The sequence below is a fragment of the Halomonas urumqiensis genome (assembly GCF_003028575.1).
Lineage (GTDB): Bacteria > Pseudomonadota > Gammaproteobacteria > Pseudomonadales > Halomonadaceae > Halomonas > Halomonas urumqiensis.
The window spans coordinates 298,914-323,432 of the sequence record NZ_PYUD01000001.1 but is presented as its reverse complement, the minus strand read 5'-3'; the positions used below and the strand labels follow the sequence as shown (position 1 = coordinate 323,432).

At 64.3% G+C, this 24,519-nt stretch carries 18 protein-coding genes; 4 read left to right on the top strand and 14 right to left on the bottom strand.

Annotation, left to right across the window (positions count from 1 at the left end):
• Positions 1–3: 3 nt before the first annotated feature.
• From C6V82_RS01425 to C6V82_RS01410, 4 genes are read right to left on the bottom strand one after another with little or no spacing between them, the layout of a single operon-like run.
• Positions 4–477 carry a methylenetetrahydrofolate reductase C-terminal domain-containing protein gene (locus C6V82_RS01425; RefSeq protein WP_102589115.1) on the bottom strand — a complete coding sequence of 158 codons (474 nt, stop codon included), beginning with the start codon at positions 475–477 and terminating at the stop codon, positions 4–6.
• Between the two features lie 25 nt (positions 478–502).
• Positions 503–859, bottom strand: coding sequence for a virulence factor (locus C6V82_RS01420; protein ID WP_102589114.1), 357 nt, complete (start codon positions 857–859; stop codon positions 503–505).
• On the bottom strand, positions 847–1,512 hold the full coding sequence (locus tag C6V82_RS01415; RefSeq protein WP_102589113.1) for a DUF1638 domain-containing protein: 666 nt from the start codon (positions 1,510–1,512) through the stop codon (positions 847–849). Before C6V82_RS01415 ends, C6V82_RS01420 begins: the two co-directional genes overlap by 13 nt.
• Before the next feature lie 38 nt (positions 1,513–1,550).
• Positions 1,551–2,252 (bottom strand): corrinoid protein, encoded by a 702-nt coding sequence (locus C6V82_RS01410; protein ID WP_102589112.1) that lies wholly within the window; start codon positions 2,250–2,252, stop codon positions 1,551–1,553.
• A 342-nt stretch (positions 2,253–2,594) separates the two neighbouring features.
• On the opposite strand from C6V82_RS01410, the gene folD reads away from it, so the two are divergent.
• Together folD and C6V82_RS01400 are read left to right on the top strand one after the other, a co-directional pair.
• Positions 2,595–3,527, top strand: a complete 933-nt coding sequence (folD, locus tag C6V82_RS01405; protein WP_102589111.1) for a bifunctional methylenetetrahydrofolate dehydrogenase/methenyltetrahydrofolate cyclohydrolase FolD — start codon at positions 2,595–2,597, stop codon at positions 3,525–3,527.
• Entirely contained in the window at positions 3,524–5,083 is a 1,560-nt protein-coding gene (locus C6V82_RS01400; protein ID WP_102589110.1) for a trimethylamine methyltransferase family protein, read from the top strand. The genes folD and C6V82_RS01400 overlap by 4 nt, the downstream gene beginning before the upstream one ends.
• A 66-nt stretch (positions 5,084–5,149) precedes the next feature.
• Here C6V82_RS01400 and C6V82_RS01395 read toward each other — a convergent pair whose 3' ends face one another.
• Positions 5,150–6,829: a formate--tetrahydrofolate ligase gene (locus tag C6V82_RS01395; RefSeq protein ID WP_102589109.1), complete on the bottom strand. Its 1,680-nt coding sequence runs from the start codon at positions 6,827–6,829 to the stop codon at positions 5,150–5,152.
• Between the two features lie 316 nt (positions 6,830–7,145).
• Between C6V82_RS01395 and C6V82_RS01390 the strand changes: the two genes are divergently transcribed.
• A complete protein-coding gene (locus tag C6V82_RS01390; RefSeq protein WP_102589108.1) occupies positions 7,146–9,713 on the top strand; it encodes a GcvT family protein in 2,568 nt (855 codons plus the stop codon).
• Positions 9,714–9,834: 121 nt separating this feature from the next.
• On the opposite strand, the gene C6V82_RS01385 is transcribed toward C6V82_RS01390, so the two are convergent.
• From C6V82_RS01385 to C6V82_RS01355, 7 genes are all read right to left on the bottom strand, one after another.
• Entirely contained in the window at positions 9,835–12,825 is a 2,991-nt protein-coding gene (locus C6V82_RS01385) for a molybdopterin-dependent oxidoreductase (RefSeq protein WP_102589107.1), read from the bottom strand.
• 9 nt (positions 12,826–12,834) lie between these two features.
• Entirely contained in the window at positions 12,835–14,553 is a 1,719-nt protein-coding gene (locus tag C6V82_RS01380) for an NADH-ubiquinone oxidoreductase-F iron-sulfur binding region domain-containing protein (RefSeq protein WP_102589106.1), read from the bottom strand.
• 170 nt (positions 14,554–14,723) lie between these two features.
• The gene (locus C6V82_RS01375; protein WP_102589105.1) at positions 14,724–15,491 is read right to left on the bottom strand and encodes an Ldh family oxidoreductase; all 768 of its coding nucleotides are present in this window, start codon (positions 15,489–15,491) and stop codon (positions 14,724–14,726) included.
• Positions 15,488–17,260 (bottom strand): hypothetical protein, encoded by a 1,773-nt coding sequence (locus C6V82_RS01370; RefSeq protein WP_102589104.1) that lies wholly within the window; start codon positions 17,258–17,260, stop codon positions 15,488–15,490. The genes C6V82_RS01375 and C6V82_RS01370 overlap by 4 nt, the downstream gene beginning before the upstream one ends.
• Positions 17,253–18,827, bottom strand: a complete 1,575-nt coding sequence (locus tag C6V82_RS01365; RefSeq protein WP_102589103.1) for a BCCT family transporter — start codon at positions 18,825–18,827, stop codon at positions 17,253–17,255. Before C6V82_RS01365 ends, C6V82_RS01370 begins: the two co-directional genes overlap by 8 nt.
• Before the next feature lie 67 nt (positions 18,828–18,894).
• A complete protein-coding gene (locus tag C6V82_RS01360; RefSeq protein WP_180978323.1) occupies positions 18,895–19,908 on the bottom strand; it encodes a membrane dipeptidase in 1,014 nt (337 codons plus the stop codon).
• A gap of 10 nt (positions 19,909–19,918) precedes the next feature.
• The gene (locus C6V82_RS01355) at positions 19,919–21,358 is read right to left on the bottom strand and encodes an aldehyde dehydrogenase family protein (RefSeq protein ID WP_102589102.1); all 1,440 of its coding nucleotides are present in this window, start codon (positions 21,356–21,358) and stop codon (positions 19,919–19,921) included.
• A 94-nt stretch (positions 21,359–21,452) separates the two neighbouring features.
• On the opposite strand from C6V82_RS01355, the gene C6V82_RS01350 reads away from it, so the two are divergent.
• Positions 21,453–22,343: a LysR family transcriptional regulator gene (locus C6V82_RS01350; RefSeq protein ID WP_102589101.1), complete on the top strand. Its 891-nt coding sequence runs from the start codon at positions 21,453–21,455 to the stop codon at positions 22,341–22,343.
• Here C6V82_RS01350 and mtgA read toward each other — a convergent pair.
• Together mtgA and gbdR are read right to left on the bottom strand one after the other, a co-directional pair.
• Positions 22,325–23,044: a monofunctional biosynthetic peptidoglycan transglycosylase gene (gene mtgA, locus C6V82_RS01345; protein WP_102589100.1), complete on the bottom strand. Its 720-nt coding sequence runs from the start codon at positions 23,042–23,044 to the stop codon at positions 22,325–22,327. The two genes, C6V82_RS01350 and mtgA, sit on opposite strands and share 19 nt — an antisense overlap.
• Positions 23,045–23,180: 136 nt before the next feature.
• The gene (gbdR, locus tag C6V82_RS01340; RefSeq protein WP_102589099.1) at positions 23,181–24,302 is read right to left on the bottom strand and encodes a choline metabolism transcriptional regulator GbdR; all 1,122 of its coding nucleotides are present in this window, start codon (positions 24,300–24,302) and stop codon (positions 23,181–23,183) included.
• Positions 24,303–24,519 lie beyond the last annotated feature (217 nt).

Below are 24,519 nucleotides of genomic sequence, written 5' to 3'. Positions count from 1 at the left end.
GTTTCACCGCTGAACAGGGGATGGGTCGGCGTCGTGGGACAGCTCGCGAGCCACACGCAACCACGAGGAACTGCCCTGCTGGCCATGGTCGACCGGTAACTGCACGGCATGAATCCGGTCGCCGTGGCGCATGCGCTGGCTGCCCTCCCAGGCCTCGACCCATACGCACTTCATGTCGGGCTCGACCTCGCAGTGGCCATTGGCCCGCACCCCGCCACAGGGGCCATTGCGCAGCTGCTTGGGGCAGTTCATCGGGCACGACATGCCGGTGTCGCTGAGCACGCAATGGCCACACATGCGGCAATCGAACAGCAGCCCTTTCACTGCATGCTCGACGCGCGCCACTGGCGCTTCCAGTCGCGAATACCCCAGCCGCCGCCATAGCGGGTCGAGTCTTGCCAACAGCTGGGCGAAGCCTCGATAGAAACGCTCGAGCCCCCTGGCATGACGAACCGCCCAATGCCGAATAGTGACCATCGCGATACCTCCCGCGTTACTGGCGCTAGTCCGTGTTTTCCGCTTCACCCGGCGGTTCGGCTGTCGAGCTCGTCTCGCCTGGCGTGAGGTCAAGCCCCTTGTCACTGACAAGGCGCTTCAACATCGCCGCGTCATAGGCCTGGTCGATACGTGCCGCCTCGGCGTCCGCCTCGACCTTCAGGTCGTCGCCACAGGGGCGCGGCACGCTGCGCTTCCAGTCGGCCAGATACGCCTCGGAGCCACCCTTGCCGGCACGCATGGCGGCGCGGTCGATGGCATGCTGGAAACGCTCCGGCAATATGACCTTGGCGGTCTGACGACCGCGCTTGACGATCACCTGGGCGGGAATGTCCCGCCAGCTGACGATGCTCAGCATGGCCATGCTGTCGACTCCCTGTTGGTGAAGGAAGAGACGGGTGACGACGCGTCGGAGGGTGACGCGCCGGAGGATGACTCGACCAGCCGTATCAGCGAGGTCTCGAGGGCGCCATAGCCGGTATGGCGGTAGTGATACTCGAGTCCCAGCCGTTCGGCTGCCGACCGGGCTGCCTGCTCGAGCGCCGTATCATCACGCTGCGAGAGATAGACCAACCGCCGGTAGTGGCCGAAATAGCAGGCGGCCAGTTGGGGGTGGCGATCGATGCCCAGTTCGCGGATCACCAGCCGGTCGAAATGGCGTACCAGAAAATCGGTCAGATAGAAGGTGCCCGGCTCCTGCTCGGCAAGCGCCGCCATCGCCGATTCGCCTGCGAAGGTGTCATAGCAGTGCGCGCCCGGCAGGCGTTCGACGCCATACGGCGCGAGCACCGCGTCGAGCCGCCCTCCGGTGCCGCAGTCGGCATAGGCAACGAAGGTGGTGTGGTCCGCCGGCCGCCGGGCCACACGCTCGGCCACCGCCTCGGGAATGCGCTCAGGGTGATTGTGAAGGTCCGCCGGCAGGCACTCCAGGTGCAGATCATGCCAGCCATTGGCGACGATCAATGCCTGGATCTCTCTGGCCAGCGCTCCACAGGCGATGATCGACATGGGCGGCATCTCGACACTCCTTCATTCGGGCCTCTTGCGGGTCGTGCTCAGGCCGCGCGACGCCGGGCAATCAACTCCTTGGCCATGTCCACGGCCACGCCGGCATCTCGGCAATAGGCGTCGGCGCCGATCGCCTGGCCGAACTCCTCGTTCAGCGGCGCCCCACCGACCATGACGATATAGTCATCCCGCAGGCCCTTCTCGATCAGCGTATCGATGACCACCTTCATGTAGGGCATGGTGGTAGTGAGTAGCGCCGACATGCCGAGGATATCCGGCTTGTGCTCTTCAAGGGCCTCGAGATAGGTCTCGACCGGAATATTGATGCCGATGTCGATGACTTCGAAGCCCGCTCCTTCCATCATCATCGCCACCAGGTTCTTGCCGATGTCGTGGATGTCGCCCTTGACGGTGCCGATCACGATCTTGCCGATGGTTTCGGAATCGGATGCCGCCAGCAACGGGCGCAACACCTCCATTCCGCCCTTCATGGCATTGGCCGCCATCAGCACTTCGGGCACGAACAGGATACCGTCACGGAAATCGACGCCGACGATCGCCATGCCGGCCACCAGCGCCTCGTCGAGCACGCGATTGGCGCTCCAGCCGCGCTCGAGCAGAATGTCGGTGCCTTCGACCACTTCATCGCGCAAGCCGTTGTACAGGTCGTCGTACATCTGCTCGACCAGTTCGTCGTCCGGAAGCTCGTTGAGGTCGAAATCTTCCTCTTCGTTATAGGTTTCTGTCATGGCGATCCACTCCTGATCGGTCGTTCCACCCGACGTCCATGCATCGCAAATGCGTGACCAATGGGTGGGGTTGCGCCTGCAGAGTAGGCCCGGCCGATAGCCGGCACTTCCATGCAGGCGACTTCCGCATGCCGATGCACGACGCCATCGCCACAACGCCAAGGGTCGTGCCAGGAAACCCGGCAATGAACTGATTTCAGCGTTGTTTCTTGTTCATGTTCTGAGCCACTCATGCCTTGCTCGCGTCGTTGGCACGACCTTGCACGTCGTCGCTGAGCAAGCTCGATGATCCGCCAGGCGTAGAGTCGACAAAATGGGGCAACACTCGAACGAGGAGTCAGCGTGACCAGGATCATCGACGGCAAGCAGCAAGCGAATCGACTTCGCGAAGTGATCGGCCAGGAGACTCTCGGCTTGCAGGAGCGGCATGGCATTCGCCCGGGCCTTGCCGTGGTAATGGTCGGAAATGACCCGGCAAGCCAGGTCTACGTGCGCAACAAGGCGCGACAGGCCGGCGAGGCGGGTATTGCTTCGTTTGAACACCGGCTGGAGGCGAACGTCTCGCAGCAGGCGCTACTCGCGTTGATTGCCACGCTTAATGCGGACCCCGCGGTGCACGGCATCCTGGTGCAACTTCCCCTGCCGGCTTCGCTGAGTGAAGCCGCGGTGATTCAGGCTATCGCGCCGGACAAGGATGTCGACGGCTTCCATCCGATCAACATCGGCAACCTGGCGACCGGCGCCAGGGCCATGGTGCCCTGCACACCGCTGGGCTGCCTGATGCTGCTGCGCCAGCAACTGGGCGAGCTCGCCGGCAAGCGAGCACTGGTGCTGGGGCGTTCGAACATCGTCGGCAAGCCGATGGCCAACCTGCTGCTGCGCGACAGCTGCACGGTGACAGTGGCGCACTCCCGCACCCACGGTCTTGCCGAGGAGTGCCGTCGCGCCGATATCCTGGTGGCCGCCGTGGGACGCCCGGGGCTGGTTACCGGCGACTGGATCAAGCCAGGCGCCACGATCATCGACGTAGGCATCAACCGCATCGAGGAACAGGGCCGCAGCCGCCTGGCGGGAGACGTGGACTTCACCAGCGCCAGCCAGGTCGCCGGCGCCATCACTCCGGTACCCGGCGGTGTCGGGCCGATGACCATCGCCTGCCTGCTGCTGAACACCTTGCAGGCCACCTGCCACCAGCACCGGCTGCCATTCGCCGAAGATATCCCGCAACGCGCTTTACCCACCCATCGAAAGCCAACCCGGAGTGTCACGTCATGACCACCCATGCGCCTCGTCGCCGCACCCGCCCTACCGCCGGCAGCCGCCGCGCCGGACGCGACACCGGCCAGCCCCCCGCCGCTCCCTACGCCACCCGCCAGATACCCTATTACGAGGTGCTCGGCGAAGAGGGGCTGGCCATCATCGAGCGAAACGCCGACATCATCCTCGAGGAGATCGGCATCGAGTTTCGTGGTGACGCCGAGGCCCTGCAGGTATGGCGTGACGCCGGCGCCGATGTACAAGGAGAGCGGGTTCGCATGCCACGTGGGATGTGCCGCCAGTTGATCCAGGCCCATGCCCCCGCCCAGTTCACCCAGCATGCGCGCAACCCGGCCAACAATGTCGAGATTGGCGGCCCGCACACCGTGCATGTGCCGGCCTACGGCAGCCCTTTCGTCTACGACCTGGACAAGGGCAGGCGCTACGGCACCCTGGAAGACTTCCAGAACCTGGTCAAACTGGCTTACCTCTCCCCCCAGATTCATCACTCGGGCGGTACCATCTGCGAGCCTGTCGACCTGCCGGTCAACAAGCGGCACTTCGATATGCTCTACGCCCACATGCGCTATTCGGACAAGTGCTTCATGGGCTCGGTGACTCACCCGCAGCGTGCCGAAGACAGTGTCGAGATGGTGAAGATCCTGTTCGGTGAGCGTTGGATGGACCCGGACACCGGCAAGCCCCGAACCTGCCTGATCAGCCTGATCAATGCCAACTCGCCGATGACCTTCGACGACACCATGCTGGGTGCCGCCAAGGTCTATGCGCGCCACAACCAGGCCTGCATCATCACGCCATTCATCCTCGCCGGTGCCATGTCACCGGTGACGGTGGCCGGCACCGCCGCCCAGACTCTCGCCGAAGGGCTTGCCGGCATGGCCTTCGTGCAGTTGATCAACCCCGGTGCGCCGGTGGTGTTCGGCAGTTTCGCCAGCTCCATGTCGATGCAGTCCGGCGCCCCCACCTTCGGTACGCCGGAGCCGGCACTGGTACTGTACGTGATGGCCAACCTGGCGCGTCGGCTTGGCGTACCTTTCCGCTCCGGCGGCTCGCTGACCGCCTCCAAGGTGCCCGATGCCCAGGCCGCCAGTGAAAGCGCCAACACCCTGCTGCCGACCACCCTTGGCGGGGTCAACTTCGCGCTGCACTCCGCGGGATGGCTGGAGGGGGGCCTGGCGATGGGCTACGAGAAGTTCATCATGGATGTCGACCAGGTCGGCATGATGCAGACCCTGCTGAAGGGCGTCGATCTGTCCGAGAACGGCCAGGCCATGGATGCCATACGCGAGGTCGGCCCGGGCCAGCACTATCTTGGCTGCAGCCATACCCAGGCCAATTTCAAGAGCGCCTTCTATCGCTCTCCCATCGCCGACAACAACAGCTTCGAGCAGTGGAACGCCGATGGCCGGCTGGACATGGCGCAGCGCGCCAATGCACGCTGGAAGGCCCTGCTGGAAAGCTACGTGGCGCCGGAGCTCGACCCCGCCATCGATGAAGCGCTGCTTGCCTTCATCAGCGAACGCAAGGCCGCCTTCCCCGACTCCAACACCTGATGGCGTCATACCAACCACCCCCCAGGAGCCATCTCCTGGGGGTTGGCTTTCAGTCTTGAGAAAACCTCAGAACAGCCCTTCCACCCACCCTTGCTCATCGAGCCGAATGTTCTCGGCGGCAGGCCTCTCCGGCAAACCGGGCATGGTCATTATCTCGCCGCAAACCACCACCACGAAGCCGGCACCCGCCGACAGGCGTACCTCGCGCACCGGCACCGAATGGTGGGTAGGCGCGCCCCGCAGGTTGGGGTCGGTGGAGAAGCTGTACTGTGTCTTGGCCATGCAGATCGGCAAATGGCCATAGCCAGCCGCTTCCCAGGCATGTAACTGTTCACGCACCGTGGTATTGGCAAGCACTTCGTCGGCGTGATAAATGCGCCGGGCGATGGTTTCGATCTTCTCGAACAGCGGCATGTCGTCGGGATAGAGAGGCGCGAAGCAGGACGCCCCACTGTCCGCCAGCTGCGCCACCTTGTGGGCAAGTTCCTCGGCTCCCGCCCCGCCCTCGGCCCAGTGCGTGCAGACGATAGCCTCGGCCCCCTGGGTGGCCACGAACTCCCTCACCGCCTGAATCTCGGCATCTGTATCACCGTGGAAATGATTGATGGCCACCACCACCGGCACCCCGAACCCCTTGACGTTGGCGATATGCCGCCCAAGATTGGGGCATCCATTCTCCACGGCTTCCACGTCCTCGTTCGCCAGGTCCTCCCTGGCCACGCCGCCATTCATCTTCATGGCACGTACCGTGGCAACGATAACCGCCGCCGCCGGATGGAGGCCCGCCTTGCGACACTTGATATCGAAGAATTTCTCGGCGCCAAGATCGGCCCCGAAACCCGCCTCGGTGACCACATACTCGCCTAGCTTGAGCGCCGTGGTGGTGGCGATCAGCGAGTTGCAGCCGTGGGCGATATTGCCAAACGGGCCGCCGTGTACCAGTGCCGGGTTGTTCTCCAGGGTCTGCACCAGGTTGGGCTGCATGGCGTCCTTGAGCAGCACCGTCATCGCGCCATCGGCCTTGAGATCACGACAACGAATCGGCGTCTTGTCGCGCCGATAGGCGATGATCATGTCGCCGAGCCGACGCTCCAGATCGCCGAGATCCTTGGCAAGGCATAGTATCGCCATGACTTCCGAGGCCACGGTGATATCGAAGCCGGCCTGGCGCGTGAAACCATTGCCGACACCGCCAAGGCCAACCACGATGTCGCGCAGCGCGCGGTCGTTCATGTCGAGCACCCGGCGCCACACGATACGCCGCTCATCGATTTCCAGGCTGTTGCCCCAGTGGATGTGGTTGTCGAGCATCGCCGTGAGCAGGTTGTGCGCCGAAGTGATGGCATGAAAGTCGCCGGTGAAGTGCAGATTCATGTCTTCCATCGGCACCACCTGGGCGCGCCCACCCCCGGCCGCACCGCCCTTCATGCCGAAGTTGGGGCCTAGCGACGCCTCGCGGATACACACCACGGTGGACTTGCCGATACGGTTGAGGGCATCGCCGAGCCCCACCGTGGTGGTGGACTTGCCCTCTCCGGCTGGCGTCGGGTTGATGGACGTCACCAGGATCAACTTGCCATCGGGACGGTCCTGTATCTGGCGGATGAAATCCTGGCCGATCTTGGCCTTGTCGTGGCCATAGGGCAGCAGGTGCTCCGCGGGGATGCCCAGCCGGTCACCGATGTCCTGAATCGGAAGCTTCCTGGCCGCGCGGGCAATCTCGATATCGGTCTTGAATTCGGCCATGCGCTTTCCTCGAAGTCGAACGGTGTCGGAGAAACAGGCGCAAGCATGCAGATATCGCCTGTGTTCAGCGCATGCTAGCGCCAGGCAACCCCACGCCGCTTTTCCAATAGAGCCATATGACGACCTGTTTGCGACATCTGTGCCCGGGCGAGTGGGTAGGCACTCGATACACCCGGCAAGACCCGCTGCATGCATGACGCATCCGTGAAACCAGAGGTCGTAACTGAACTGTTGGTGGCATGCGGCCCCCCCGTACACTGAAATGCCAAATCACCAAGCCGTTTGGCACCACCAGCTTCCGGCGGAGACGCACCTCATGGCCCAATTCCCCAGTCACGCTGACGTCGTCATCATCGGCCTTGGCGGCATCGTCGGCGCTTCGCTCGCCCATCATCTGATCGAGCGGGGCTGGACCAACATCGTCGGTATCGACAAGTCCGCGGTTCCCACCGACATCGGCTCCACCGCTCATGCTTCCGACTTCTGCTACATGACCTCCCATGACCAGCTGACCTGCTACACGACGATGTACAGCGCCGATTTCTATGAGCGGCTGGGTCATTACCACCGTATCGGCGGGATCGAGGTCGCCAGGGTCGGCGATGATGAGCGCATGAACGAACTCAAGCGCCGGGTCGACTCCGGCAAGGCCTACGGCACCCGCGCGCGGATGATCTCGCCTGCCGAGGCGAAGGAGAAGATGCCACTGATCGAAGAGGAGATGATCCAGGGAGCCATGTGGGACCCGGACGCGGGGCTGGTGACGCCGCGCTCGCAGACTGTGGTGGGCGAGCTGATCAACACGGCCGAACAGAGCGGCAAGCTCTCGGTGTTCGCCAATACCCCTGCCACCGACCTGGAGATTCGCGATGGGCGCATCGTCGGCGTGCACACCCACCGTGGCTACATCGAGGCGCCCTATGTAGTGGTATGTGCCGGGCTATGGGGTCGACTGATCGCCGAGATGGCCGGCGAAGACCTGCCGGTGATGCCGGTCGACCATCCGCTCCTGTGGTTCGGGCCCTATGACGAATTCGCCGGTAGCGGCAAGGAGATCGGCTACCCGCTGCTGCGCGACCAGGGCAACTCGGCCTACCTGCGCGACACCGGCGACCCGGCCACCACCGAGGGCGGGCAGATCGAATGGGGCTATTACGAGGAGAAGGCACCACGCCTGGTGCATCCGAGCGATATCCTCGAGAAGGAACAAGCCAGGCTTTCGCCCTCCCAGCGCGATCTCGAGATGGAGCAGATCATCGAGCCACTGGAGCGCGCCATCGAGCTTACGCCGATACTCGCCGAGCTTGGCTATGACGAGAAGCGCTCCTTCAACGGCCTGCTGCAAGTCACCTCCGATGGTGGCCCGTCGATCGGCGAATCGGTGGAGGTGCGCGGGCTATGGTATGCCGTGGCGGTCTGGGTCAAGGATGGCCCGGGCATCGGCAAGGTGCTGGCCGACTGGATGACCGATGGGGTCACCGAGTTCGACCATCATGGCATCGACGTGGCGCGCTTCTACCCCGCACAGAAGACCCGGCACTACATCCAGGAGCGCTGCTTCGAATCGGCCTTCAAGATCTACAACCCGCCGGTGCACCCCCGCGAGCCCTATACCGCCGCGCGTGGCCTGCGGCGGAGCCCGTTCTGGCCCCGCGAGAAGGAACTCGGTGGCCACTTCATGGAACTTGCCGGGTGGGAGCGCGCACACGGCTACGCCTGCAACGAGCACCTGCTGGAAAAATACGCCGATCGGGTGCCGGTGCGCGCCAACGAGTGGGACAACCGCCATTTCTGGCGGGTCTCCAACGCCGAGCACCTGGCACTCAGTGAAAGTGTCGGCATGATCAACCTGTCGCACTTCGCGGTCTACGACGTGACAGGCCCCGGCGCCGAGCCGCTGCTGGAATATCTCTCGGTGGCCAAGGTTGGCGGCGATACGCCCATCGGCAAGGGGGTCTATACCCACTTCCTGGATGGACATGGCGGGGTACGCGCCGACCTGACGGTGCTGCGCCTGGGCCCGAGCCATTACCGGGTCATCGATGGCGCCGATGCCGGCAACCGAGACATGGCATGGATGAAGCGCATCGCCGACGAGCGTGGCCACGATGATGTACACATCCAAGACCTCTCCGACCACTGGGCGTGCCTGGGCGTGTGGGGTCCACAGGCACGCGCCACGCTCCAGCGTATCGCCGACCGGCCCGAGCAGTGGGACCTCGACGCCTTCCCGTTCGCCCACGTTCGCACCCTGACCCTGCAGGGCATTCCGGTCACCGCCTTTCGGATCTCTTACGTCGGCGAGCAGGGCTGGGAACTGCACGTACCATTCAGTCATGGGCTGGCACTGTGGGATGCGCTGTTCGACCTGGGGGTGACGCCGGTGGGTATCGAGACCTATGCCAACAGCCGCCGCCTGGAAAAGAGTCTGCGCCTGCAGAACGCCGACCTGCTGACCCACTACAACCTCTATGAGGCGGGGCTTGCACGCCCCAAGGTCAAGGCCGCCGAGTTCCATGGCAAGGCCGCCTACCTCGAGCAGCGAGAGAAGGACCAGCAACCGGCCTACCTGTGCACGTTGACCATGCTCGACAATCACGATGGCGAAGGTGTGGCACGCTACCCGGTGGGCAACTGCCCGATCATCGACCCCGCCACTGGCGAGGTGCTGATCGACGCGCTCGGGCGTCGCTCCTACACCACCAGCATCGCCTTCGGCCCCTCCATCGGCAAGAATATCGCGCTCGGCTATCTGCCTGCGGCGGTTGCCGAAGTGGGCAAGGAATTGCTGATCGAGTACTTCAACGAGCCCTATCCGGTGCGTGTCGAGGCCGTGGGGTATGGCGCGCTGTATGACCCGGAAAGCGCCCTGCCACGCTCTTGAGCGCTACCCGCCACGCTCTGAGCGCTGAATAACCGCTCATGGCCATCAAAATGCATCGGGAGGCACGTGGTGAAGTGCCTCCCGATGTCGTTGCAAGGACAGGACCTGGTACAGGACCTAGTCAGGCTTGTGCGGGGGCTTCGGCCGTGTGCTTCTCTGCGCGGGTTACCCGACACGCGGCATACTTGAACTCGGGAATCTTGCCGTAGGGATCAAGCGCCGGGTTGGTTAGCAGGTTGACCGCCGCTTCCACATAGCAGAACGGGATGAACACCATGCCATCCGGCATCACCGGGTCGACCCGCGACTTCAGGGTGATGGCACCGCGCCGCGTGGTAATGGTCAGCGGCTCACCGGGGGCCACGCCCAGGCGGTTGAGCTCGCCCGGCGAGAGGCTTGCCGCCGCTTCAGGCTCCAGGCTATCCAGCACCTGGCTGCGCCGGGTCATCGAGCCGGTGTGCCAATGCTCCAATTGTCGCCCGGTGGTCAGCACCGTGGGGAAGTCACCATCGATGGGTTCATCAGGCGGTAGCGGCCGTGTCGGTGTGAACCGGGCGAGCCCCCCGGCCCGCGGGAAGGCGTCGCTGAACACCACGTCGGCACCCGGGGCATCCTCGGCGGGGCACGGATAGGTCACCGAACTCTCGCGCTCGAGGCGTTCCCAGGTAATATTGGCAAGCGACGGCATGCCATGGGCCATCTCGGCGAACACCTCTCTGGGGTGGGCATAGTCCCAGTCCAGGCCAAAGCGCCGGGCGATTTCCTGGGTGATCCACCAGTCGGGGCGTGCCTCACCCGGCAACGCAACCGCCGCACGGCCCAACTGCACCTGACGATTGGTGTTGGTGACCGTGCCGTCCTTCTCCGGCCAGGCCGACGCCGGAAGGATGACATCGGCGAATTGCGCGGTCTCGGTGGCGAACAGGTCCTGCACCACCAGGTGCTCGAGCTTGCCCAGCGCCCCCCGTGCATGATTCAGATCCGGGTCGGACATCGCCGGGTTCTCGCCCTGAATGAGCATGCCCTTGATGGTGCCGCTGTGAATGGCATCCATGATTTCCACCACGGTGAGCCCGGGCGTGTCGTCGAGCGGCGTGTTCCACAGCTCCTCGAAGGCGGCACGCAACTGGGCATCCCCCACTGGCTGGTAGTCGGGCAACACCATGGGAATCATCCCGGCATCCGAGGCACCCTGCACGTTGTTCTGGCCACGCAGTGGATGCAGCCCGGTGCCCGGGCGCCCGGTGTGGCCGCAGGCAAGTGCCAGGGATATCAGGCAGCGCGCGTTGTCGGTACCGTGGGTGTGCTGGGAGATGCCCATGCCCCAGAAGATCATCGCGCGCTCGGCGGTGGCATAACGCCGGGCCAGATCGCGGATCACCGCGGGCGCAACGCCGCACAGGCCGCTCATGGCTTCGGGGGTCATATCGGTGACACTGGCCGCCAGCGCCTCGAAGCCCTCGGTGTGGTCGGCGATATAGCTCTCGTCATACATGCCTTCGCTGATGATGACGTTGAGCATCGCGTTGAGCAGTGCCACATCGGCACCCGGGGTGAAACGAACACTGAGACTTGCGTAGGCATCCAGTGCCTGGCCACGCGGGTCGAGGATGATCAATTGGGTGCCGTGCTTGGCCGCCTGCTTGAAGTAGGTGGCCGCCACCGGATGATTCACCGCCGGATTGCAGCCGATCAGGATCACCACATCGGCCTTGAGCGCCTGCATGAAAGAGGCGGTCACCGCCCCGGAACCGAGGCACTCCATCAGCGCGGCCACGGAACTGGCATGGCACAGCCGCGTGCAGTGATCCACGTTGTTGCTGCCAAAGCCGGTGCGCACCAGCTTCTGGAACAGCCAGGCTTCCTCGTTGGAGCACTTGGCGCTGCCAAACCCGGCCAGGGCCTTGGGCCCATGGGTGGTCTTGAGCTCGAGGAGCCCCGAGGCGGCAGCATCCAGCGCCTCGTCCCAACTGGCTTCACGAAAATGCGTGAGCGGCTGGGCGGGGTCGAAGTCGGGATCGAGCCCCTTGGGTAAACCGGGCTTGCGGATCAAGGGCCGGGTAAGGCGTGCCGGGTGACCCGGATAATCGAAGCCGAAGCGGCCCTTCACGCACAGACGGTTCTGGTTCGACGGGCCATTGCGTCCTTCGACGAACAGGATGCGCTCTTGGCTCGGGAATCCGGTGACAGAGCTGCGGGAAGGCGCTGTGAATCCTTCCCTGGACGCTACCTCGGCCGTCCCTGGACCTCGGACCTCCCCTTCGCTCTGTCCCCGGAACCCCTTGCGGTCACTGGGCTCCTGCTGAATATGGTAGGTGAGCTGGCAACCCACGCCGCAGTAGGGGCACACCGAATCGACCTTGCGGTCGGCCTGCGCCGAATCACCATGGCCCTGATGATCGACCAGGGTGGCCGGCATCAGCGCGCCGGTCGGGCACGCCTGCACACACTCGCCGCAGGCAACGCAGGTGCTGTCGCCCATCGGGTCGTCGAAGTCGAAGACGATCTTTGACGCCGCACCGCGATGGGCAAGGCCAATCACGTCGTTGCTCTGTACCTCGCGGCAGGCGCGCACGCAGAGATTGCACTCGATGCAGGCGTCGAGGTTGACGCGCATCGCCGAGTGGCTCTGGTCATGGCCCTGCGCATGGGGAAGCGACTCGTCACGCCCGGTGACATGCTGCACGGTGGGGGCGTGGCGCGCGGCACGCGATGGCAGCCATTCGCGTACCGCCGCCACGTCGATGGCCAGCGAATCGGCCATCGCCCAGAAGTGGCTGGAGCGGTCGGGGCTTGTGTCACGTGCCGGCTGGTCGGCGATCAACAGCTCCATCACGGCCTCGCGGGACGTCCGGGCCCGTTCGGACGTGGCGCTCTTGACCACCATGCCGGGGGCCGCCTCGCGCAGGCAACTCGCCGCCAGTACCCGTTCGCCCTCGATCTCGACCATGCAGGCACGGCAGTTGCCATCGGCGCGATAGTCCGGGGCATCCTTGAAGCACAGATGCGGAATGGTCTCGCCGGCGCGCTTGGCGACTTGCCACAACGTCTCGCCCGGGTGGGCGCTGACATCGACGCCATCCAGCGTCAGGGTGAAGGTTTCCGATGCCATGATGCCCCCTTATCCCTTGACGATGACGTGCTGATTGGCGAGCTCGCCACGGAAATCCTTGAGCAGGCCGAGCACCGGATTGGGTGCCGCCTGGCCAAGGCCACAGATCGATGCATCCTGCATCACCTGGGCGAGCCTCGTGAGCTCCTCCACCTGCCAGGTTTCACGTTCGAGCAGTGTCAGCATCTTTTCGGTACCCACCCGGCACGGCGTGCACTGGCCGCAGGACTCATCGGCAAAGAACGCCAGCAGATTGGTGGCCACGGCGCGCAGGTCGTCCTGGTCGGAGAGCACGATGACCGCCGCCGAACCGATGAAGCAGCCCTCGGCCTGCAGGGTATCGAAATCCAGCGGAATGTCCGCCTTGCTGGCCGGCAGTATTCCGCCCGACGCGCCCCCCGGCAGGTAGCCGGCGAGCCGATGGCCTTCCGCCATGCCGCCACCGTACTCCTCGACCAGCTCGTTCAAGGTGATGCCCGCCGGCGCCAGGTGAACGCCGGGGCGCTTGACGCGTCCGGAGAGCGAGAAGCTGCGTAAGCCCTGGCGGCCGTTTCGACCATGCCCGGCGAACCACTCGGCGCCCTTGGCATGGATCAGTGGAATCCAGTAGACCGTCTCGACATTGTTGACCAGGGTCGGGCGACCGAACAGCCCCACCTGGGCGACGAACGGCGGGCGATGGCGAGGCTTGCCGGGCTTGCCCTCGAGCGACTCGATCATCGCCGACTCCTCGCCACAGATATAGGCGCCGGCCCCTCGGCGCATGACGATGAAGCCAGGCGCGGCAAGCCCCTCGGCTTCGAGCTCGGCGATGGCCTCGTGCAGCACCCGGTGCAGGCCGGGATACTCGTCACGCAGGTAGATATAAAGCGCACTGGCTTCCACTGCCCAGGCGCTGACCAGCGCACCTTCGAGAAAGCGATGCGGCGCACGCTCCAGGTAGTAGCGATCCTTGAAGGTGCCGGGCTCGCCCTCGTCGGCATTGATGGCGCAGTAACGCGGGCCCGGTTCCTGGCGCACGAAATGCCACTTCTTGAAGGTCGGAAACCCGGCCCCACCCAGGCCACGCAGATTGGCACGCTCGAGCTCGTCGCTCAATGCCTCGACCGTGACCGTCCCCTCGCGGCACGCCTCGAGCAACGCGTAGCCGCCCTCGCCGCGGTACTCGGCCAGGCGTTGCCAGAGGATCGCCTCGGGGTGGTAGTGGCCGGTATCCACCACCGCCTCGACCCCTTCACGGGTGGCGAACAACACATGGTGGTGGCCCACCTCCACCACCGGTGCACTGTCACAGCGGCCCATGCATGGGGCGCGCACTACGCGCACCCTGGCCGGGTCGGCCCCCGCCGCGAGCTCGGACTTGAGGGTGGCGGCACCGGCCAGCTGGCAGGAGAGTGAGTCGCAAACGCGCAGCGTGACCTCCGGTGGCGGGGTCTGCTCGTCATGCACCACATCGAAATGGGCGTAGAAGGTGGCGGTCTCGTAGACCTCCGCCATGGGCAGGTTCATGTAGGCGGCAAGCGCACGCAACTCGACCATGCCGAGATAGCCATGGGCATCCTGCAGGGCATGCAGATGTTCGATCAACCGGTCGCGGCGCTTGAGTTCTCGGTCGCTGCGCTCGTCACCGAGCAACTGGCGCAACGCCGCAAGCGCCACCGGGGGCAGATCACGGCCACGGGGCTTGCCGCGAAAGCGACGCGCAGGATTCAAGGTCTCGACGGTCATGGTGGTCCCGTATCGCTAGTGGTCTTGGTTGTCGTTATCGGGTCGGAAATAGGGATATACGCTGATGGTGTCACCCACCCAGCGCCGGAACAATGCCTGACAGCTCGCCTCAGGAGGAAACGGACAAGCGGATGTCGCTCTGGCGAATGTCATGCCGGCCAGGCACCCACTCAATCATTGTCATTGATGCCGGCACCCGCGCCATCCCGGGAGGCCTCGCTCGACTCCACGAGTATGCGATGGGCAAGCGTCTTGAGGCGAGCCCAGATGGCGTCATCCACCTGAATGCCATCGGCAAGCGCCTGTTGGCGGCACGCCAGCAGCTCCGATTCGGGGTGGTGAGCCAACAGATCGAGATCGTGGTCGGCACCAAGCGAAGGCAACAGTTCGACATGATTGGCCATCACCAGGGTGATACCGTCGTTCGGCTCGTTCTCCTCGGGTACCTCTCGCACCGCATAGACGCGCACTTCCGGCGTGGCATGGCCGGCGCGAAAGCCCACCACCTGCTCGGTGAGCGGTATCTGGGCGTTGCGCCAGAAGGCGGTGATGTTCATGCCACGCCCGGCCAGCCTCGAGAGGTATCCCATGATCAACTGGCGATTGTGGCAGCGGCGAATCTTCACCACCGAGAGCCCCCGGGCACGGGCCTTGGCGAAGCCGAGCTCGGTGGCAAGGCTGATGCTGCGCAGCACGCTCTGGGACTGACCATCGAGTACCGCCAGGTCACCATCCTGATAGATCACTCTGGGCAGCGCCTCGGGATCCTCCTCGAGCAGGAAGTCGAGACCACGGTTGAGCTGCTCGACACCATGCAGGCCATGACACTGCATCCAGGCAACCATGTCGGCGGCATCGGCGGCATCCCCCTCCTCGAAACCGATCCCGCTGAACGCCTTGCGGCAAAGTCCCTGCAATTCATTGTAGGAGACGTTCATTTGACCATCACTCCCGAACGCGAAGAGAGGCAGGCGAATGGCGCACCGTCGCGTGCCGGCATACCCGGCTCCAGAGGAAAGCTCCAGTCATCGAAGGTACCGAGATCGACGGGCTCCGCGTTGAGCTCCTCCACCAGCGGTGCCCCCTGGAAGAGAGTGATGCGCACCCAGCGGTCGGACTTCGGGTCGAAACGGCTGGCACCGAAGAATGACAGCTTGGTGCGCAGCAGATGCATGGGTTTCATGTCGCGATGCCAGAGGTTGGCGTGGATATCGCCATAAGGCGCCTTCACCAGGGTCTGAATACGGCGCACGATTTCCTTGTGGCGCGGATGTTCGAGCAGGAAATCGACCACCGAGGCGCGCGGTCGCTCATCGAGAAACGCCCGTATCGCGTGGTGGGTGCGGGCCACTCGCGGCCCGATGGCGATGGGCATCTCCTTCTCCGCACCGGCTTCGAGATGGCGTTGCCCGAGCCTTGGCTCCTCTTTTTCCGCGGAGCGGTACCAGAACCACCACGCGCCTTCGACGCTCTCGTAATCATGGGCCAGCGCCCAGCCATAGTGAGTCTCGATCAGTTGGCGAAGGTGCATCAAGGGCATGTCCGGCGCCAGATCGAGATTCTCGGTGACGCCCATATGATCCTCGAGGCTATCGATCGGATCGGGGTAGAGTTCGATCAATAGCGTATTGACCAGTTCCTGAGCCTCCAGGGAGAGCGTGCGTGCCCCCCACTCCACCAATTGCCACCAAAGATCGGCGGCCAATGGCACATTGGCAAGCCAGTTGAGCACATCGGGCAGCGCCGCCACGGTGGCGGCATTGCGTTCGCGCTGATCGGCATCCTCGGTCACCGTCTGCTCGAAGTGGCACATCGCACGCCGCGTCAGGTCGATCAGCCGCTGCCGGTCGGTTTCGTCGGGCACCTGCCGCATGGCCAGCGCCAGGGCGGTCTCACGCTGGGCGATCCACTGGGCAATCAACTGTGGATGGTTGATCAGAAAGGGCGCCATGCCGAGCCCGGTGGAGTTGCCGATCCCCAGGTAGCGGCGCAGTTCGGTGGCCAGGCCACAGGCGGTGTCGGGGGCACGGCAGGCCGCGAGATGCTCGACCTGCTCGATGGAGAAGTGGCGCAGCAGATAGACACCGGCCATCTGTGCCGAAAAAGGGCGTCGAAAGTCCGGGTTGTCATGAAGTCGCGCGAAATCGGCAATGCCGAACTTGCCGTTGCCGTAGACCGCGGTGGTGCGATACAGGTAGCCGACCCAGGTCAACCAGGCGGGGTCGGGCTGATGCCCGGCGGCCAGCGCCTCGACGAAGTGGGCGAAGTTACGCAGGCTCTTGTTGGCGCGCGACAGCACCAGCACCCTGGGGTGCTGGCGCCCGGCCTCTTGCAACGGCACATTGGCTGCCATCTGCGCCAGCAGGCTATCGTCGACATCGCCCTCCACCAGGCCGAAGGTCACGTCCCAGGCCTCGGCGATCACCCGGTCGGAGCGCTGCGTATCCTCGAGTGGCTGGGCGAACATCACGCCGTGATAGCGGCCATGCGGCGTCTGCAAGCGATAGATGGCCGTGCCATGCCCGTTGGCATCCAGGTCGAAGCGCTCGCGGCTGATCCGCCAGCGCTGGCGAGCCATCTGCCGGACCAGGGTGCGCACGAAGCTTAAGCGCGTGGCATGCAGGCTACCGAGGCGTTCGAGCCGCATCACCTCGTCGGCCGGACGCAGACCGGGCAGCGCGGCCGACAGCCGATCCGCTTCAGTCATTGACGATGACCTTGGGGCGGGTCGTCAGCCCCTGTTGACGTGCCATGGCGTACGCTGCCTGCGGGCCGGTCCACAGCGATGGCAGCAGCACCAGCGATACCGGAATGGCGGTGATCACGATGAACTGTTGCAGCACGCCGATCTGTCCCGACCCCATATAGAGCAGGATGGCGGCCATCAACGCCATGGTGATGCCCCAGAAGATGCGTACGCCGGTGTGGGGCTCGTCGTGCCCGGTGCAGACCACGGCGATGGCGTAGCTCATGGAGTCGCCGGTGGTGGCCACGAAGATGGTGGTCAGAAGCAGTATCGCCAGGGCCATCAGCGTGCCGCCCGGCAGGGCCTGTGCCACGGTCAGCGTCGCCACGTCGAACTGGAAGTTGTTGAGGGCCTCGGTCAGGTCGATGGCCCCGGTGAGCTGGAAGTGAATCCCCGAGCCGCCCAACAGCGTGAACCAGACGGTAGTGGCGATGGGGGCCATCACCGCCACCGCGAGGATCATCTGGCGAATGGTGCGCCCCCGCGAGATGCGTGCCACGAAGATCGCCATCAAGGGCCCATAGCCGATGAACCAGGCGAAGAAGAACACCGTCCACCACTGCATCCACCAGGCCGGCGCGGTCTCCGACGTCATGGTGGCCATGGCCAGAAATGAGCTGACGTACTCACCGAAGCCCTGCAGGTAGGCATTGGTCAGAAACAGCGTCGGACCCAGCAGGAAGATCACCGCGGCAATGGCCAGCGCCAGGAACACATTGAAGCGGCTGAGCATCTGGATTCCCCGGTCGATACCGGTGGCCGCCGAGGTGACATACACCGCACCGAGAATCAGCAGGATCACCAGTTGGGTGCCGTAACCTTCTCCGACGCCAAGCAATTCATGTAGCCCGAAGCTGACCTGGGTGGCCAGAAAGCCGATCGGCCCGACGGTTCCGGCGACCACCGCGATCACGCAGCAGGCGTCGACCACGCCACCCAGCCAACCCCGCATCAGCCGCTCGCCGAACACCGGTATCAACAGCGTCCGCGGCTGCAGCGGAAGCCCCTTGTCGTAGTGCCAGTGAGCCAGCACCACGGCGGTCAGCGAGCCCAGCACCGCCCAGGCCAGAAACCCCCAGTGCATGAAGGACTGCGCCAGGGCACCGGCCACCGCCTGGACACCGCCCGGCTCGGTATCGAAGGCCGGTGGCGTGACCACGAAGTGGTAGACCGGCTCGCCGGCGGCGAAGAACACCCCACCTCCGGCGAGCAGCGTGCACATGATGATGGAAAGCCACTTGAAGGTGCTCAGCTCGGGTTTGTCCAGCCCGCCGATCTTGGCGCTCGCCGCGGGCGATACCGCAAGGCCCATGGCGATAAAGAAGGTCAGCAACAGCAGCAACTGAAAATAGGAACCCAGCATGGCGGCGGTCCAGGCGAACCCGGCGCCGATCACGCTCGCCACACCTTCGATGTCGTAGAGCGAAAGCCCCACGAACAGCACGATGAAGCCAGCGCTGAGGCCGAGCACCACGGGATCACCAAAGCGGGTCGGTGCGGAACGGGAAGTCTTGGGGTCAGAGTGCATGAGCGTGTCCTTTGCAGAAGGTCATTGTTGTTGTGGAAGCGACGTAGGATGTCGTTGTCTGGCGTGATTATCCGACGGCCAGCTGCGTGGGTGTCTGCGCGGGTGTCGCCGCGCGCTCCAGTAGCGCCACCCAGTTGCGCCCCATGATCCGCTCGACCTCGTCGCCCACGAAGCCCTGCCGGTGCAGACCGTCGATCAGGTTGGGAAAGTCGCGGCTGTCGCGCAGCCAGGCCAGCGGACGTGGCCACCCAGCGTTGCTGGCACTGCCTTCGCCGTAATCCATCTCCTTCGACCAGCGACCATTGCGCATCCACTCGAGCACCGATACGGGCTGGTCCTGGCAGAGGTCCGTGCCAAGCGCTACATGCTCGATGCCCATCAAGTCGACCGTGCGCGCGATCATCTCGCAGTAGGCCTCCAGGGTGCAGTCCGGGCCATCCTTGAGATGGAAGGGATAGGCGGAAAACCCCAGCAGCCCCTGGCACTCGGCGATCGCCGCGAGCACCCGGTTGGACTTGTTGCGCCTGGCCGGGTGAAAGAACGCCGGATTGGCGTGGGAGATGATCACCGGCCGTTCGGACAGCTCGATGGCCTCGAGCGTCGAGCGCTCGGCACTGTGGGACATGTCGATGACCATGCCGACGCGGTTCATCTCACGTATCACCTGACGTCCGAAGCGGGTGACCCCGCTGTCATCGCTCTCGTAACAGCCACAGGCCAGCAAGCTCTGATTGTTGTAGGTGAGCTGCATAATCAAAAGGCCCAGGCGACGCATCACCGCCACCATGTCGATATCATCCTCGATTGGCGAGCAGTTCTGGGCGCCGAGAAAGATGCCCACCTTGCCGAGCTCACGGGCACGCGCGATATCGGCGGGTTCGAGGACCGGCATGATCAGGTCATGATGCTGCTCGAAACGACGGTTCCACTCGCCAAGTCGAGACAGCGTCTCGCGGGTGGTCTCGTGATAGACCAGGGTGGCATGCACGGCATCCACTCCGCCCTCGCGCATCTGTTCGAAGATCTCCCGGGACCAGCAGGAGTACTGCAGCCCATCGATGGTCAGCATCTCTCGGGACATGCGTCGCTCCTTACGCCTTGACGTAGCAGGTCTTGACCACGGTGTAGAATTCCCGCGCGTAACGCCCCTGCTCGCGTGGGCCGAAGCTCGAGTCCTTGCGGCCGCCGAACGGCACGTGATAATCGGTGCCGGCGGTCGGCAGGTTGACCATCACGCAGCCCGTCTCGGCACGCGCCTTGAAGGCGCTGGCAAGCGCGAGGGAGTCGGTGATGATGCCGGCGGTGAGACCGAAATGGGTGTCGTTGAGGGTCTCGATGGCCGTCTCGGCATCGGCAACCTTGATCACGCAGGCGATCGGGCCGAACACCTCCTCGCGGTTGATCGGCATGCTATTGGTGGTCCCGGTCAGCAGGGTCGGCGCCATGAAGTAGCCATCGGTATCACGCTCGAGGCGCTCGCCGCCGAAGGCCAGGGTCGCACCATCGCCGACGGCCCGCGCCACCCAGTCGAGATTGGACTCGAGCTGGCGGGCATTCGCCACCGGGCCGATCTGCACGCCCTCCTCCAGCGCATGGCCGACCCTGGCCCCGGCCAGCCGTGCCGTCAGCTTCTCGACGAAGGCATCATGCACCGCCTCCACCACGATCAAGCGCGATGATGCCGTGCACTTCTGACCGGTACCGGAATAGGCACCGTTGAAGGCGGCCTCGACGGCCAGGTCCAGGTCCGCGTCCTCGGCGACGATCAGCGCATTCTTGGACCCCATCTCCAGTTGGCACTTGACCAGATTGCCGGCGGTGGCCGCTGCCACCCGTCGCCCTACCTCCAGCGAGCCGGTGAAGCTGAGTGCGGCAATGTCAGGGCTCTGGATCAGTGCCTCTCCGACACTACCGCCAGGGCCCATCAACAGATTGAAGGTGCCACCAGGCAGTGCCTGGCGGCTGATGATCTCGGTCAGCGCCCAGGCGCTGGCGGGTACCAGGTTGGCCGGCTTGAACACCACCGCGTTGCCGAATGCCAGCGCCGGGGCGATCTTCCATACCGCGGTGGCCATGGGGAAATTCCAGGGGCTGATGATGCCCACCACGCCGACCGGCTCACGTCGGGTGTCGACCTCCACCCCCGGACGCACGGAGTCCACGCGCTCGTCGAGCTGACGAAGCACCTCGGCGGCGTAGTAATGAAAGAACTGCGCCGAACGAGCCACTTCGCCGATGCCTTCGGCCAGGGGCTTGCCCTCCTCGCGCGACAGCAACCGCCCCAACTCGTCCTTGCGGGCGGCGAGTTCGTCTCCGATGGCCATCAGCACGCCATAGCGGCGCTCCAGCCCCGTCTTCGCCCATTCACGCTGGCCGCGCCGTGCCGCGATGATCGCCTCGTCCACTTGGGCGACACCTGCCTGGGCATAATGCCCGATGAGGTCATGGGTATCCGACGGGCTGTGGTTGGCGAGTACTCCCTCACCTTCGACCCACTGACCATCGATGAAGAGCGGAAACGTCTGCGACATGGAACACCTCCTGAATGACATTGACATCATCCTAGGAGCCTCACCAAGATAAGGATAATCAACAGTTTCAATAAAACGATCAGGAAATCTTACCTTGCTTCCCGAACTCAAGCTTCAGCCTCTGCGCTGCGTGCTGGCGATCATCGACCAGGGAGGCTTCCACGCCGCCGCCAAGCACCTGCACCGCAGCCAACCGGCGATTTCCATGGCGGTGGGCGAACTGGAGTCGCGGCTGGGACAAGCGCTGTTCGAGAAGGGCAGCGGCAAGGCACGGCTGACGCCCTTCGGCCAGTGGTGTGAACCGCGCTTTCGCGAACTGGTGGCGCATCACGACCGCCTGAGCCGCGATGCCCTGGCCATGGCCAGCCACCAGGTAGGCCGTGTCGATATCGCCGCGGTACCCTCGGTGGCCAGCCGCCTGATGCCCGACATTCTGGCCAGCTTCGTGGTCGACTACCCGGGAATCGAGATCAACCTGCACGATGGCAATTCGGAACTGGTACGCAGCATGGTGCTCAAGGCAGAGGTGGATCTGGGAATCACCAGCCTATGGCAGGCCGAGGAGGGTCTGGACTTCACGCCGCTGCTGCAGGACGCAGTGGGGGTGGTGTGTCGCGACGACCACCCACTGGCCGACTGCGACCCGTTGCACTGGCGGGAGCTCAGCGGCCACACCCTGATCCGCAATGGCACGTCACGACTGCTCGAGGGATCGCCGGCTGCCGGGTTGCTCACTCACAGCACGCTCTACGTTTCCAACATGATTTCGCTGACGGCCATGCTCGAGGCGGGGATCGGTATCACCACCCTGCCGCGCCTGGCCTTCCAGGAAGAGCGCCGGCGGCTGCGTTTCATCGCGCTTGCCGAGCCTTTGCTCGAACGCCGGATCGGCCTGTTGAGTCGCACAGGAGTCAGCCTGTCACCCGCCGCCCAGGCCATGCGCCAGCATGTGATGGCGCGACTCGATCACAGCCGTTCTAGATAAGTAGCGCCGCCAAGATTATTGATCTGCTGGCGAATCCAGGCACTGCGCCGCTCGACCTGGACACTCGGCCTGGCGGCGTCCAGGCCCCTGGGGTTAGGCAGGATGGCCGCCAGACGGCTGGCCTGATGGACGCTGAGCTGGTCTGCCGAAACGCCGAAATAGTGCTGGGCCGCTGCCTCCAGCCCGAATACACCATTGTCCCATTCGACGATATTGAGATAGACCTCGAGAATCCTTTCCTTGGGCCACAAGGTTTCGATCAGCAGCGTGAACCATGCCTCGAAGCCCTTGCGAATCCAGCTTCGCCCGGTCCACAGGAAGAGGTTCTTGGCGGTCTGCTGGCTGATGGTGCTGGCCCCCCGTAGCCGCCCCCCATTGCGACTGGCTTCCAGGGCGCGTCGCATCTCATGCAGGTCAAACCCCCGGTGCGCGGGGAAGCGCTGGTCTTCGGCGGCGATCACGGCGATCTTGGCGTGATCGGACAACACCGCCCAACTGCGCCATTGATGTTCGATACTCAGCGGCTCGCGGGCTACCCAGGATTCCACCTTGCGCTCCACCATCACCATGGAACCGAATACCGGCACCACCCGGAACACCAGCACCAGCACAACAGACAGCCCCATGAAACCCGCCACCACCAGGGCCAGTTTGCGCAGCACACCGCGCAGGGTAGGACGGCCTAACCGGGGCAACGACATGCAAGTTCCTTGTGTTGTGATGAGGGAGGTGACTGGCGGAAGTGAGACCGCCCTGAGTCATGCGGGCAGTATAACAACATCACGCCCCATGACAGGGGCGCGATGGTCGTTGCAAATGGTCAGGGACGCAGCCGCTTCACAGCCGCACGCTTGCATAGGTGGGCTCACCCTTCGCCTGGGAAAGCGCCAGGATCGCACAGGAGACCGGCAGTTCCGGCACGTTGGCAGGCAGGACACCGGCCATTCCACCAGGGACGTAGGATGCCAGCTGGTGGCGAGAGGCTGCGTGCGGGGCAACGCCCAACCGCTCGTCTCGCGGGGTCACGCCGAAATATTCGCGATAGCACTTCGAGAAATGCGGGGTCGACACGAACCCACAGGCCGAGGCCACCTCGATGATCGACATGGCGGTCTGCTTGAGCAACTGCCTGGCCCGGGTCAGGCGCAACTTCAAGTAGTAGCGCGAGGGTGAACAGTGCAGATAGCGCTGGAAAAGACGCTCCAGTTGACGCCGCGAGACGCCCACGTAATCCGCTAGCTCATCGAGTTCGATCGGTTCCTCGAGATTGGCTTCCATCAGCGCGACGATCTCCAGCAGCTTGGGCTGGTTGGTGCCAAGCACATGGCGCAGTGGAATACGCTGGTCATCCTGCTCGTTGCGCATGCGTTCGCAGATGAACATCTCCGAAATCCCCGCCGAGAGCTCTCGTCCATGGTCTCGGCCGATCAGGTTGAGCATCATGTCCAGTGGGGCCGTGCCCCCGGAGGCCGTGGCACGATCACGATCGATGGAGAACAGCCGGGTGGTCAGCGCCACCCGTGGATGCGCTTCGCGCATCGCCGCAAGGCACTCCCAATGCACGCTTGCCTCGTGACCATCGAGCAACCCGGCCCGGGCCAGCGCCCAACTGCCGGTGCACACCGCGCCGAGACGTCGCGACAACCGCGCCTGCCCCTGCAGCCAGGTAATGTGCTCGCGCTGGACACTACGACTCGGCCCCACGCCGCCGCATACGATGACCATGTCCAGGGCCAGGGGGATGGTGATCGCCGCATCCGGGGTCACCTGCAGGCCGTCACTGGCTCGTACCGGTTCGCCATCGATACTCAGGGAGTACCAGCGATAGAGCTCACGACCGGCGAGCTGGTTGGCCATGCGCAGTGGCTCGATGGCCGAAGCAAGCGATATCAGGGTGAAATTGTCGAGTAGCAGAAAGCCGATGGTCTGGGGAATCGGCGACTGGTTGGCGGTGGTCATCGGTCGGCTCTCCTGCCTGGTGTGCCAGGCGGTCACGCGTGTCGTTGTCAACCCTCAATTTGCCTATACACGCCATTCGACGCCAGCGCCAGTTCGGTGTGTGTCGCGAATGGGCATATCCCCGTCGCTATGCTTCCAATGCCTCCTGTTCCTGCACAGATTGCGACATGCCCTGACGTCTCACAACTCACGACTCACGCCACACGACTCACGCCAC

Bases quoted from the DNA above. Each gene is read 5' to 3' on its own strand.
- C6V82_RS01425 (WP_102589115.1), bottom strand. From the start codon at position 477: ATGGTCACTATTCGGCATTGGGCGGTTCGTCATGCCAGGGGGCTCGAG.
- C6V82_RS01420 (WP_102589114.1), bottom strand. From the start codon at position 859: ATGGCCATGCTGAGCATCGTCAGCTGGCGGGACATTCCCGCCCAGGTG.
- C6V82_RS01415 (WP_102589113.1), bottom strand. From the start codon at position 1,512: ATGCCGCCCATGTCGATCATCGCCTGTGGAGCGCTGGCCAGAGAGATC.
- C6V82_RS01410 (WP_102589112.1), bottom strand. From the start codon at position 2,252: ATGACAGAAACCTATAACGAAGAGGAAGATTTCGACCTCAACGAGCTT.
- C6V82_RS01400 (WP_102589110.1), top strand. From the start codon at position 3,524: ATGACCACCCATGCGCCTCGTCGCCGCACCCGCCCTACCGCCGGCAGC.
- C6V82_RS01395 (WP_102589109.1), bottom strand. From the start codon at position 6,829: ATGGCCGAATTCAAGACCGATATCGAGATTGCCCGCGCGGCCAGGAAG.
- C6V82_RS01390 (WP_102589108.1), top strand. From the start codon at position 7,146: ATGGCCCAATTCCCCAGTCACGCTGACGTCGTCATCATCGGCCTTGGC.
- C6V82_RS01385 (WP_102589107.1), bottom strand. From the start codon at position 12,825: ATGGCATCGGAAACCTTCACCCTGACGCTGGATGGCGTCGATGTCAGC.
- C6V82_RS01380 (WP_102589106.1), bottom strand. From the start codon at position 14,553: ATGACCGTCGAGACCTTGAATCCTGCGCGTCGCTTTCGCGGCAAGCCC.
- C6V82_RS01375 (WP_102589105.1), bottom strand. From the start codon at position 15,491: ATGAACGTCTCCTACAATGAATTGCAGGGACTTTGCCGCAAGGCGTTC.
- C6V82_RS01370 (WP_102589104.1), bottom strand. From the start codon at position 17,260: ATGACTGAAGCGGATCGGCTGTCGGCCGCGCTGCCCGGTCTGCGTCCG.
- C6V82_RS01365 (WP_102589103.1), bottom strand. From the start codon at position 18,827: ATGCACTCTGACCCCAAGACTTCCCGTTCCGCACCGACCCGCTTTGGT.
- C6V82_RS01360 (WP_180978323.1), bottom strand. From the start codon at position 19,908: ATGTCCCGAGAGATGCTGACCATCGATGGGCTGCAGTACTCCTGCTGG.
- C6V82_RS01355 (WP_102589102.1), bottom strand. From the start codon at position 21,358: ATGTCGCAGACGTTTCCGCTCTTCATCGATGGTCAGTGGGTCGAAGGT.
- mtgA (WP_102589100.1), bottom strand. From the start codon at position 23,044: ATGTCGTTGCCCCGGTTAGGCCGTCCTACCCTGCGCGGTGTGCTGCGC.
- gbdR (WP_102589099.1), bottom strand. From the start codon at position 24,302: ATGACCACCGCCAACCAGTCGCCGATTCCCCAGACCATCGGCTTTCTG.